The following is a 12,097-nucleotide window of genomic DNA, read 5'->3' on the forward strand; positions in this document are numbered from 1 at the left end:
CCCGGGTGCGACGCTTACGGCTCGCACGCCGCCGTCGGCAACACGTAGTCGCGGAACGTCTCGCGCAGCTTCAGCTTCTGCAGCTTGCCGGTCGCGGTGTGCGGCAGCGATTCGACGAACACGACGTCGTCGGGGATCCACCATTTCGCGACCTTGCCTTCGTAGAACGCGAGCAATGTATCGCGGTTCAGGTTCGCGCCTTCGCGCGGCACCACGACGAGCAGCGGGCGCTCGGTCCATTTCGGGTGCGCACAGGCGATGCACGCGGCCTCGGCCACGCCCGGATGGGCGATCGCGACGTTCTCGATGTCGATCGAGCTGATCCACTCGCCGCCCGACTTGATCACGTCCTTGCTGCGGTCGGTGATCTGCAGGAAGCCGTCGGGATCGATCGTCGCGACGTCGCCGGTCGGGAACCAGCCGTCCGACAGCGGCGACTCAGTGCCGCGAAAGTAGTGATCGATCACCCAAGGCCCGCGCACCTGCAGCTCGCCGAACGCGACGCCGTCCCACGGCAGTTCGCGGCCGTCCTCGCCGACGATGCGCATGTCGACGCCGCAAATCACGCGCCCCTGCTTCTCGAGCAGCCGGCGCTGCGCGTCGAGCGGCCGCTGCGACTGCGCCCAGTTGAGCTTCGCGAGCGTGCCGAGCGGCGACAGTTCGGTCATTCCCCACGCATGGATCACGCGCACGCCGTATTCATCCTCGAACGTGCGCAACATGGCGGGCGGGCACGCGGAGCCGCCGATCACCGTGCGGTTCAGCGTCGAGAAACGCACGCCGGCTTCGCGCATGTAATTCAGCAGCCCGAGCCACACGGTCGGCACGCCCGCGGAGAACGTCACGCGCTCGGCCTCCATCAGCTCGTACAGCGACTTGCCGTCGAGATCCTTGCCGGGCAGCACGAGCTTGCCGCCGGTCAGCGGCACCGCGTACGGCAGCCCCCACGCGTTGACGTGGAACATCGGCACGACGGGCAGCACGGCATCCATCGCGGACAGGTTCATCGCATCGGGCAGCGCGGCGCCGTACGCATGCAGCACCGTCGAGCGGTGCGAATACAGCACGCCCTTCGGGTTGCCGGTCGTACCTGACGTGTAGCAGAGCCCCGATGCCTGCTGCTCGTCGAGGCGCGGCCAGTCGTAGCGGCCGTCCTCGGCTTCGACGAGCGTTTCGTAGCAGAGGAACGGCGTCGCGCCCGACGGCAGGTGCGCGGCATCGGTCATCGCGACCCAGCCCTTCACGTGCGGGCACTGCGGCGCGATGGCGTCGACGAGCGGCGCGAAATTGATGTCGAAGAAGACGTAGCGGTCTTCCGCGTGATTGACGATGTATGCGATCTGCTCGGGGAACAGGCGCGGATTGATCGTGTGGCAGACGGCACCCATTCCGCCGATCCCGTAGTAGGCCTCCAGGTGCCGGTAGCCGTTCCACGCCAGCGTGCCGACGCGGTCGCCGGTTTCGACGCCGAGCCGCGCAAGCGCCTGCGCCAGCTGCTTCGCGCGGCGTTCGCAATCGCGGTACGTGTAGCGATGCAGGTCGCCTTCCACGCGCTTCGACACGATCTCGGTGTCGCCGGCGTGCCGCGCGGCATGCGAAATCAGCGAGGACACGAGCAACGGCACGTCCATCATCTGGCCCAGCAACGGCTTACCCATCGTCTTGTTCTCCGTGAGGATGCGAATCGGTGACCAGCCTGGGGGGCGGCGTCCGTGCGGAAACGCCCCCTGCGACGCGCCCGTCAGCGGCCCCGGACGGGCGTGGCGCACGGCGCGCGGGCCGCCATGCGGGCGGCGCGGCGCCGCCTTACAATATCGGCTTACCCAGAGGCGCTCAACATGTCGTTTTCCCGAAGCGCAGCCGATGCGGCTGACACCCTCCCCGACCTCGCCGCCACGCTCGGCGCGCCCGCCACAGGCGCGTTCGTCACGCTCGGCGATGCGTTTCATACGCGGCTGCCGGCCGCGCCGCTCGCCGCGCCGTACGTCGTCGGCTTTTCCGACGAAGTCGCGCAGCTGCTCGACCTGCCGCCGTCGATCGCCGCGCAGCCCGGCTTCGCCGAACTGTTCGCCGGCAACCCGACGCGCGACTGGCCCGCGCACGCGATGCCGTACGCGTCGGTCTATTCCGGCCACCAGTTCGGCGTGTGGGCCGGCCAGCTCGGCGACGGCCGCGCGCTGACGATCGGCGAACGCACCGGCGCCGACGGCCGCCGCTACGAGCTGCAGCTGAAAGGCAGCGGCCGCACGCCGTATTCGCGGATGGGCGACGGCCGCGCGGTGCTGCGTTCGTCGATCCGCGAATTCCTGTGCTCGGAAGCGATGCATCACCTCGGCATCCCGACCACGCGCGCACTGACGGTGATCGGCTCCGACCAGCCGGTGGTGCGCGAGGAAATCGAGACGTCGGCCGTCGTCACGCGCGTATCGGAGAGCTTCGTGCGCTTCGGCCACTTCGAGCACTTCTTCTCGAATGATCGCCCCGACCTGCTGCGCCAGCTCGCCGATCACGTGATCGACCGCTTCTATCCGGCCTGCCGCGACGCGGACGATCCATACCTCGCGCTGCTCGAAGCCGCGACGCTGCGCACGGCCGACCTCGTCGCGCAGTGGCAGGCCGTCGGCTTCTGCCACGGCGTGATGAACACCGACAACATGTCGATCCTCGGCGTGACGATCGACTACGGCCCGTTCGGCTTCGTCGACGCGTTCGATGCGAATCACATCTGCAACCACTCGGACAACGGCGGCCGCTATGCGTACCGGATGCAGCCGCGCATCGCGCACTGGAACTGCTACTGTCTCGCGCAGGCGCTGCTGCCGCTGATCGGGCTGCAGCACGGTATCGCCGACGACAATGCGCGCGCCGAGCGCGCGGTGGACGACGCACAGGCCGTGCTCGCGAAATTTCCGGAACGTTTCGGCCCCGCGCTCGAACGCGCGATGCGCGCGAAGCTCGGCCTCGAACTCGAACGCGAGAGCGACGCCGAACTCGCGAACAAGCTGCTCGAGACGATGCACGCGAGCCACGCGGATTTCACGCTGACGTTCCGCCGCCTCGCGCAGATCTCGAAGCACGACGCGAGCCGCGATGCACCGGTGCGCGACCTGTTCATCGACCGCGAAGCGTTCGATGCGTGGGCGAACCTCTACCGCGCGCGGCTGTCCGAGGAAACGCGCGACGACGCGGCCCGCGCGGTTGCAATGAACCGCGCGAACCCCAAATACGTGCTTCGCAACCATCTGGCCGAAGTCGCGATCCGGCGCGCGAAGGAAAAGGATTTTTCGGAAGTCGAGCGGCTCGCGCAGATCCTGCGCCGCCCGTTCGACGAACAACCCGAACACGAAGCCTACGCGGCGTTGCCGCCCGACTGGGCCGGGTCGCTCGAAGTGAGCTGCTCGTCCTGAGCCCGCAACCCGCGCATCTCGACCGACCGATCAGGAGAACCCCACATGTCCCACGATTCCGACGACAAGACCTTCCCGTACCAGAAGGACGACGCCGACCTGCGCCGCCGGCTCACGCCGATGCAGTACGAGGTCACGCAGCATGCGGCGACCGAGCGCGCGTTCACCGGCGAATACACCGATACGGAAGACGACGGCATCTACAAATGCGTCGTCTGCAGCACGCCGCTGTTCGAATCCGGTGCCAAATTCCACTCGGGCTGCGGCTGGCCCAGCTACTTCAAGCCGCTCAACGGCGAGGTGATCGACGAGAAGGTCGACTACTCGCACGGGATGGTGCGCGTCGAGGTGCGCTGCAACCACTGCGGCGCGCATCTGGGCCACGTGTTCGAGGACGGCCCGCGCGACAAGACCGGTTTGCGGTACTGCATCAATTCGGCTGCGTTAAACTTCGAGTCCCGACCCGAAAACGACTGAGCGGCGCCGGGCGGATCGGCGAGGTCGACCCTCGCCGGCAGGCCGGCCCCGGGCTGGCCGCCCCGATCCGCAACGGTGGTGCCTGGCGGGTCCCTACAACGGTGAAAGGCCGCGCGAGCGGCCTTTCACGCAGCTGCGAGCGCCATGAAATTCCTGTTCGATCTGTTTCCGATCATCCTGTTTTTTGTCGCCTTCAAGGTCTGGGGCATCTTTACCGCCACCGCCGTCGCGATCATCGCGACGCTGGCCCAGGTCGCGTGGGTCGCCTTCCGGCACCGGAAGGTCGACACGATGCTGTGGGTCAGCCTCGGCGTGATCGTCGTCTTCGGTGGCGCCACCCTCGTCCTGCATGACGAGAAATTCATTCAATGGAAGCCGACTGTGCTGTACTGGTTGTTTGCGATCGGGCTGCTCGCCGCGCGTTATGCGTTCAGCAAGAACCTGATCGAGAAGATGATGGGCAAGCAGCTCACGCTGCCGCCGCCCGTGTGGGACAGGCTGAACGTCGCATGGGCGCTGTTCTTCGCGGTGCTCGGCGTCGCGAACCTGTACGTGGTGCACAACTTCACCGAATCGCAATGGGTGAACTTCAAGCTGTTCGGTACGACGGGCGCGATGGTCGTGTTCATCATCCTGCAGAGCCTGTGGCTCACGAAATACCTGAAGGACGAGTGACATGACGGACGCCTTTCTCCACGCCTCGCCCGACGAACGCATCGCGCTGATCGAAGCGCGCCTCAACGCGGCGCTGGCGCCGCTGGCGCTTACCGTGCGCGACGACAGCGCGCAGCACGCGGGCCACGCCGGCGCATCCGCCGGCGGCCACTTCACGGTCACGATCGTGGCGGCCGCCTTCGCCGGCAAGCCGCGCGTCGCGCGGCACCGGCTGGTGTATGATGCGCTCGCTGATGCGATGCAGCGCGGCATTCACGCGCTCGCGATCGTGGCTTACACGCCCGAAGAATTCAACGAATCTTCAATCTAGTCTCATTAGGAATTCCCGATGATCCTGAAATCCCCCCGCCTGTGGGTCGCGGCGGCTGCTTTCGCAGCGGCACCGGCATTTGCCCAGAACATCGCCGTCGTCAACGGCACGCCGATTCCGAAGTCGCGCGCCGACGCGATGGTCGCGCAGCTCGTCCAGCAAGGCCAGGCCGACGGCCCGCAACTGCAGCAGGCCGTGCGCCAGGAACTCGTGAACCGCGAAATCCTGATGCAGGAAGCGATCCGCGAAGGCATCCCGAACCGTCCTGACGTGAAGGCGCAGGTCGCCGTCGCGCAGCAGACCGTCGTGCTGCGTTCGATGATCGAGAGCTTCCTGAAGAAGAACCAGCCGACCGACGCCGAAGTGAAGGCGCGCTACGACGACCTCGTCAAGGGCGCCGGCGGCAACCGCGAATACCACCTGCACCACATCCTCGTCAGCGACGAGCAGCAGGCGAAGGACCTGATCGCGAAGATCAAGGCCGGCGCGAAGTTCGAGGATCTCGCGAAGCAATACTCGAAGGATCCGGGCTCGGGCAAGAACGGTGGCGATCTCGACTGGTCCGACCCGAAGGCGTACGTGCCGGAATTCGCGGCGGCCGCGCAGAAACTGCAGAAAGGCCAGATGACCGACGCGCCGGTGAAGACGCAGTTCGGCTGGCACATCATCCGCGTCGACGACATCCGCGACATCGCCCCGCCGCCGCTCGAGCAGGTGAAGGCGCAGATCGCGCAGCAGCTCGTGCAGCAGAAGCTGCAGGCGTTCGAGGAAGGTCTGCGCCAGCAGGCGAAGATCCAGTAACGCCGGCGCGCGTCGCCCGTGCAACGCAAAGCCGCTCTTCGGAGCGGCTTTTTCTTGGGGTGCGCAGGAACATCAGCGCACGCGCGAAAAAAAGGCCGCTCCGAAGAGCGGCCTTTTCCGTACCGGACGTCACTCGCACTACGCGGGATAGAACACGTCGTGATAGCGCACGTCGCCCGACGGCCGCGATGCCGCTTCGTCGAATGACAGCGCGAGGAAATACTCGGGCGGCACGCCCGGAAACACGATGTCGCCGGAGGGCTCGAACCCGAAGCGCGCGTAGTATGCCGGCTCGCCGAGCACGACGCAGCCGCGCGCGCCGAGCCGGCACAACGCATCGAGCCCCGTGCGCACGAGCCCCGCGCCGATGCTCTGCCGCTGGCAATCGGGCAGCACCGCGAGCGGCGCGAGCCCGTACCACGACTGGCTGCCGGTTGCCGCGCCGCCGATCGTGACCGGCGAGAACGCGACGTGACCGATGATGCGCCCGTCGCGCTCCGCGACGAGCGACACGCTCAGCGCACCGTCCGCGCGCAGCGACTCGACGATACGCTGCTCGAACTGCCCGCCCTGCGGTTCACCCGCGAACGCCGCACGGATCACGCGGCCGATCGCGTCGGCCTCGCGCGCGCGCGTCGCGCAGCGTGACGACCTCGACCGGCGCGTGCGGATCGAACATCATCCGGATCAGCCGATCCAGCGGCGCGCGTTGCGGAACACGCGCATCCACGGGCTTGCCTCGCCCCAGCTTTCCGGGTGCCAGCTCATCGTGACCGTGCGATGCACGCGCTCCATGTGCGGCATCAGCACCGAGAAGCGGCCGTCGGCCGTCGTGACCGACGTGATGCCGGCCGGCGAGCCGTTCGGATTGAACGGATAGCGCTCGGTCGCTTCGCCGCGGTGGTCGACGAAACGCATCGCAACCGCGACGCGATCGATGTCGCCCTGCTGCGAGAAATCCGCATAGCCTTCGCCGTGCGCGACCGCGACCGGAATCCGCGAACCTTCCATGCCCGAGAAGAAGATCGACGGCGACTTCTCCACCTCGACGAACGAGAAGCGCGCCTCGAACTGCTCGGACTTGTTGCGCGTGAACTTCGGCCACGCCTCCGCGCCCGGGATCATCGACGCGATGCTCGACAGCATCTGGCAGCCGTTGCAGATGCCGAGGGCGAATGTGTCCGGACGCGCGAAGAACGCCGAGAACATGTCGGCAAGGTTCGCGTTGAAGCGGATCGTCTTCGCCCAGCCTTCGCCGGCGCCCAGCACGTCGCCGTACGAGAAGCCGCCGCACGCGACCGCACCCGCGAAATCGGCGAGCGTCGCACGGCCCGCGAGCAGGTCGCTCATGTGCACGTCGTGCGCGTCGAAGCCCGCGCGGTCGAACGCGTATGCCGTTTCCAGGTGCGAGTTCACGCCCTGCTCGCGCAGGATCGCGACGCGCGGCCGTGCGCCCGTCGCGATGAACGGCGCGGCGATGTCGTCGGCCGGATCGAAGCTCAGCACCGGCGAGATGCCCGGATCGGCCGCATCGAGCAGCGCGTCGTATTCGGCATCCGCGCAAGCGGGGTTGTCGCGCAGGCGCGCGATGCGCCAGCTCACTTCGCTCCATGCGCGATGGAGTTCGGTACGCGGTGCGTCGAAGATCTTCTTCGCGTCGCGGTACACCTCGATCACGTCGCGGTCGTTGACCGAGCCGATCACGTGCGAGCACGCCGACAGGCCGAATTCGCGCAGCGCGCCGAGCACCGCGTCGCGGTCGGACGCGCGCACCTGCACGACGGCGCCGAGTTCTTCCGAGAACAGCGCGCGCAGCGTGCGGTCCTCACGGCGGCCGCTCGTCTGCTTCGCCCAGTCCTTCGCGTCGCCGTAGTCGGACTCGTGGTTCGGGTCGAGCGTCAGCATGTCGACGTTCAGCGACACGCCCGCGTGGCCCGCAAACGCCATTTCGCACACCGTCGCCCACAGGCCGCCGTCCGAGCGGTCGTGGTACGCGAGCAGCTTGTCTTGCGCATTGAGCGACTGGATCGCGTTGAAGAAGCGCTTCAGGTCTTCGGCGTCGTCGACGTCCGGCGTCGTGTCGCCGACCTGCTGCGTGACCTGCGCGAAGATGCTGCCGCCCATCCGGTTCTTGCCGCGGCCGAGATCGATCGCGATCAGCACGCTGTCGCCCGCGTCGGCGATGCGGCGCAATTGCGGCGTCAGGTGGCGGCGCACGTCCTCGACCGGCGCGAACGCGGAGATGATCAGCGACACCGGCGACACCACTTCCTTCGCGACGCCCTGCTCGTCCCACTTCGTCTTCATCGACAGCGAATCCTTGCCGACCGGGATGCCGATCCCGAGTGCCGGGCACAGCTCCATGCCGATCGCCTTGACCGTGTCGAACAGCGCGGCGTCCTCGCCGGCCGTGCCGCACGCGGCCATCCAGTTCGCCGACAGCTTCAGCTTGTCGAGCGACGCGATCGGCGCGCTCGCGATGTTCGTGATCGCTTCGCCGACGGCCATGCGGCCCGACGCCGGCGCGTCGATCACCGCGAGCGGCGTGCGCTCGGCCATCGTCATCGCCTCGCCCTTGAAGCCCGCGTAGTCGAGCGCGGTAACCGCGCAGTCGGCCACGGGCACCTGCCACGGGCCGACCATCTGGTCGCGCACCGACGTGCCGCCGACCGTACGGTCGCCGATCGTGATCAGGAACGACTTGCTGCCGACCGTCGGATGCTTCAGCACGTCGACCGCGACTTCCGACAGCGCGATGCCGGTCACGTCGACCGGTGCGCGCTCGGTCGTCACGCGCGTGACGTCGCGATGCATGCGCGGCGGCTTGCCGAGCAGCACTTCCATCGGCATGTCGACCGGGTATTCGTCCGCACCCTTCGCCTCGTCGTCGACGAGCTTAAGCTGGCGCTCGTCGGTCGCGACACCGACCACCGCGAACGGGCAGCGCTCACGTGCGCAGATCGCCTCGAAGCGCGGCAGATCGGCCGGCGCGATCGCCAGCACGTAGCGCTCCTGCGCTTCGTTCGACCAGATTTCGCGCGGCGACAGGCCCGATTCCTCGAGCGCGACCTTGCGCAGTTCGAAGTGCGCGCCCTTGCCCGCGCCGTCGACGATTTCCGGGAACGCGTTCGACAGGCCGCCCGCGCCGACGTCGTGGATGCTCAGGATCGGGTTTTCCGCGCCGAGCTGCCAGCAGCCGTTGATCACTTCCTGCGCGCGACGCTCGATTTCCGGGTTGCCGCGCTGTACCGAGTCGAAGTCGAGCTCGGCCGTGTTCGCGCCGGTCGCCATCGAGCTCGCGGCGCCGCCGCCCATCCCGATCCGCATGCCGGGGCCGCCGATCTGGATCAGCAGCGAGCCGGCCGGCACGTCGTGCTTGTGCGTGTGCTGGTCCGCGATGTTGCCGAGGCCGCCCGCGATCATGATCGGCTTGTGATAGCCGTGCACCTTCCCGCCGACGTTCTGCTCGTACACGCGGAAGTAGCCGCCGAGGTTCGGGCGGCCGAATTCGTTGTTGAACGCGGCGCCGCCGAGCGGGCCGTCGATCATGATCTGCAGCGGCGATGCGATGCGGTCCGGACGGCCGTACGGGCCGTGCGCGTCGTTCGGGTTGCGCTCGCCGACCGGCTGTGCCGCGTCACGTGCGTTTTCCCACGACTGGCGGGCGTCCGGCAGGTCGAGGTTCGACACGGTGAAGCCCGTCAGGCCGGCCTTCGGACGCGCGCCGCGGCCCGTCGCGCCTTCGTCGCGGATCTCGCCGCCCGCGCCGGTCGCCGCACCCGGGAACGGCGAGATCGCCGTCGGGTGATTGTGCGTCTCGACCTTCATCAGCGTGTGCGTGAGCTCGGTGTGGCGGCCGTAGCGCTCACCCGGCTCGCCGGCCGTGCCCGCGTTGCGCGGGAACCAGCGCTCGGCTTCGGCGCCGACCATGATCGACGAGTTGTCCGAATACGCGACGATCGTGCCCTGCGGGTTCAGCTTTTCGGTGTTGCGGATCATCGCGAACAGCGACATGTCCTGCGCTTCGCCGTCGATCGTCCACTGCGCGTTGAAGATCTTGTGGCGGCAGTGCTCGCTGTTCGCCTGCGCGAACATCATCAGTTCGACGTCGGTCGGGTTGCGTTCGAGTTTGCGGAACGCGTCGACCAGGTAGTCGATCTCGTCGTCGGCGAGCGCGAGGCCCAGCTCGACGTTCGCACGCTCCAGCGCGCCGCGGCCCACGCCCAGCACGTCGACGGTCTCGAGCGGCTTGGCCGGCAGCTCGTCGAACAGGTGCTTCGCGTCGTCGCGCGCCGCGACCACGCTTTCGGTCATCCGGTCATGCAGCGCGGCCGCGACGGCTGCGCGCGCGTCGTCCGACAGCGCCTTCTTGCCGCCGAGCAGGCCCGACTTCAGCGTGACCGTGAATTCGACGCCGCGCTCGATGCGGCGCACCTGCGTGAGGCCGCAGTGCTGCGCGATGTCGGTCGCCTTGCTCGCCCACGGCGAAACCGTGCCGAAGCGCGGCAGCACGACGAACGTCTCGACCGCGCCCTTCTCGGCTGCCGGCTGGAACGGCTCGCCGTAGTGCATCAGCGCGTCGATGCGCGTGCTGTCGTCGGCCGACAGCGGCTCGGCCGCATTGACGAAGTGCAGGAACTGCCCGCGCACCGCGACGATGTTGGCGTCGATTTGCCTGAGCGTGTCGAGCAGACGGGTTTGACGGAAATCGGAGAGGGCCGAAGCGCCGGGAAAACACGAGAAGTGAGCCATGGGCTGGACTGACGTCGATGAGTCGCGCGAGGTGGCGACGTGGGGCGAAAGGAAGGCTGTAATTATACCCGGAAGTCGGGCGCCCAAGACTGGCCGATCGGTAGTCCGCGTGCACCGCATCGGTGCCCCGGTGCCTGCCGCGCACAGCCGCCCGCCGGGCCGGCCCGCGCGGGTACGGGCGCCGGCCGCCGTGGTGCGGCTGCACGGCGCATGCTCGCCCGACGCCGGTTCACGCGATTTTGGCGCTATCATTCCGGGTTCACCGGGCCGGGGCCCTCAGCGAATCCTCACCGGGCGGCGTGCGCGCCGCCCGTCATCGAAGCAATCCATGGATGTCATCGTCATCGGCGGCGGAATCAGCGGCGTCGCCACCGCCTACCAGCTGCGCGCGGCCGGCCATCGCGTGTGCGTGGTCGAACGCCACGCGACCGTCGCGCAGGGTGCGACCTACGGCGACGGCGGCGCACTGCTGCCGAGCCCGCTCGACGTCTGGTTCGGCCCGACCTTCATGCGCCAGCGCCAGCCGCGCGACAGCGGCATCGTCTACAAGCCGGGCTTGAACGGCGGCGTGCGCCGCTTCGTCAAGCAGCTCGGCACGCTGCGCGAGCCCGACGCGTTCGCCGCGCAGTACGCGCGGCTGCGCCCGCTGATCGACGCGTCGCGCGACACGCTCGCCGACATCGAGGCGCGCCTCGAACTCGAATTCGAGCAGAAGCCCGGCATCCTGCACGTGGTGCGCGACCCGCGCGACTGGGACGCGCTGCAGCCCGCGCTCGACTTGCTGCGCACGCTCGACCAGCCGTACCGCACGCTCACCGCCGACGAATGCGCGGCGCTCGAACCGTCGGTGCCGGCCGAGCCCGGCTTCGCCGGCGGCGTGCTGCTCGAAACCGAACGCACCGGCAACTGCCCGCTGTTCGCGAAACTGGTCAAGCAGACGCTCGACGAGCACGGCGTGCAGTTCCGCTTCGGCGCGGACGTCGCCGCGATCCGCGTCGACAACGGCCGCGCCGCGGTCGAGCTCGTGCCGTCCGGCCACCGGACCGCGGCCAAGGCGCGCGAGGTCGACGTGATGTCCGCCGACGCGATCGTGGTCGCCGCCGGCGCCGGCAGCGTGCCGCTGCTCGACAAGCTCGGCTGGCGCCTGCCGCTGCACCCGGTGCGCGTCCACACGCTCACCGCGCCGGTCGCGTACGAAGAACACGCGCCGCACCTGAGCGTCGTCGATTCGATCAAGCGGATCTCGATCACGCGCACCCATCAGCGGCTGCGCATCGGCGGCGGCGCCGTGCTGCAGAGCCTCGCCGACACCGCGAAACCGCTCGCCGAGCCGCTGTCCGAGGCCGCGCTCGCGCTGCTCGGCCAGGCCGTCCACGACTGGGTGCCGGGCGCCGCCAAAATCTCGGCCGCGCTGTCGTGGCAGGGCATGCAGCTGCTGTCGCCGGACGGCCTGCCCGTCGTGGGTCCGACCCCGCATCCGCGCGTGTTCGTCAATTTCGGCCATGGCCCGACCGGCTGGGGGCTCGCATGCGGGTCTGCTAAAGTGGTGGCCGACTACCTGGGCGGCGACGCCCGGCAGTGGCCCGCCGACACGCTCGCCGCGCTCGGCGCCGGCCGCTTCACGACCTGACCGCCGCGGGTTCGCCCCGTGGCGGCATCCTTGCCAGCCGCCACG

General features: G+C 68.6%; 8 protein-coding genes and 1 pseudogene. 6 read left to right on the top strand and 3 right to left on the bottom strand.

Annotation, left to right across the window (positions count from 1 at the left end; translation table 11 throughout):
- Positions 1 to 14: 14 nt before the first annotated feature.
- Positions 15 to 1,658, bottom strand: coding sequence for a 3-(methylthio)propionyl-CoA ligase (locus DIE03_RS11805; protein WP_124450420.1), 1,644 nt, complete (start codon positions 1,656 to 1,658; stop codon positions 15 to 17).
- Between the two features lie 180 nt (positions 1,659 to 1,838).
- Here DIE03_RS11805 and DIE03_RS11810 point away from each other — a divergent pair, with 180 nt between their 5' ends.
- From DIE03_RS11810 to DIE03_RS11830, 5 genes are all read left to right on the top strand, one after another.
- Positions 1,839 to 3,407, top strand: coding sequence for a YdiU family protein (locus DIE03_RS11810; RefSeq protein WP_124450422.1), 1,569 nt, complete (start codon positions 1,839 to 1,841; stop codon positions 3,405 to 3,407).
- A gap of 45 nt (positions 3,408 to 3,452) precedes the next feature.
- Complete coding sequence (gene msrB, locus DIE03_RS11815) at positions 3,453 to 3,884, top strand: peptide-methionine (R)-S-oxide reductase MsrB (RefSeq protein WP_124450424.1); 432 nt, start codon at positions 3,453 to 3,455, stop codon at positions 3,882 to 3,884.
- Positions 3,885 to 4,028: 144 nt separating this feature from the next.
- Positions 4,029 to 4,559, top strand: a complete 531-nt coding sequence (locus DIE03_RS11820) for a septation protein A (RefSeq protein WP_124450426.1) — start codon at positions 4,029 to 4,031, stop codon at positions 4,557 to 4,559.
- A gap of 1 nt (position 4,560) precedes the next feature.
- Positions 4,561 to 4,869, top strand: coding sequence for a BolA family protein (locus DIE03_RS11825; RefSeq protein ID WP_124450428.1), 309 nt, complete (start codon positions 4,561 to 4,563; stop codon positions 4,867 to 4,869).
- Positions 4,870 to 4,887: 18 nt separating this feature from the next.
- Entirely contained in the window at positions 4,888 to 5,670 is a 783-nt protein-coding gene (locus DIE03_RS11830; RefSeq protein WP_124450430.1) for a peptidylprolyl isomerase, read from the top strand.
- Positions 5,671 to 5,808: 138 nt separating this feature from the next.
- On the opposite strand, the pseudogene DIE03_RS11835 reads toward DIE03_RS11830, so the two are convergent.
- Together DIE03_RS11835 and purL are read right to left on the bottom strand one after the other, a co-directional pair.
- Positions 5,809 to 6,352: pseudogene (locus tag DIE03_RS11835) on the bottom strand (GNAT family N-acetyltransferase).
- Between the two features lie 5 nt (positions 6,353 to 6,357).
- Positions 6,358 to 10,422 (bottom strand): phosphoribosylformylglycinamidine synthase, encoded by a 4,065-nt coding sequence (gene purL, locus DIE03_RS11840; RefSeq protein ID WP_124450432.1) that lies wholly within the window; start codon positions 10,420 to 10,422, stop codon positions 6,358 to 6,360.
- 328 nt (positions 10,423 to 10,750) lie between these two features.
- Between purL and DIE03_RS11845 the strand changes: the two genes are divergently transcribed.
- Positions 10,751 to 12,052, top strand: a complete 1,302-nt coding sequence (locus DIE03_RS11845; protein ID WP_124450434.1) for an FAD-dependent oxidoreductase — start codon at positions 10,751 to 10,753, stop codon at positions 12,050 to 12,052.
- The last annotated feature ends 45 nt before the right edge of the window (positions 12,053 to 12,097 follow it).

The sequence above is a fragment of the Burkholderia sp. Bp8992 genome, from assembly GCF_003853705.1.
Lineage (GTDB): Bacteria > Pseudomonadota > Gammaproteobacteria > Burkholderiales > Burkholderiaceae > Burkholderia.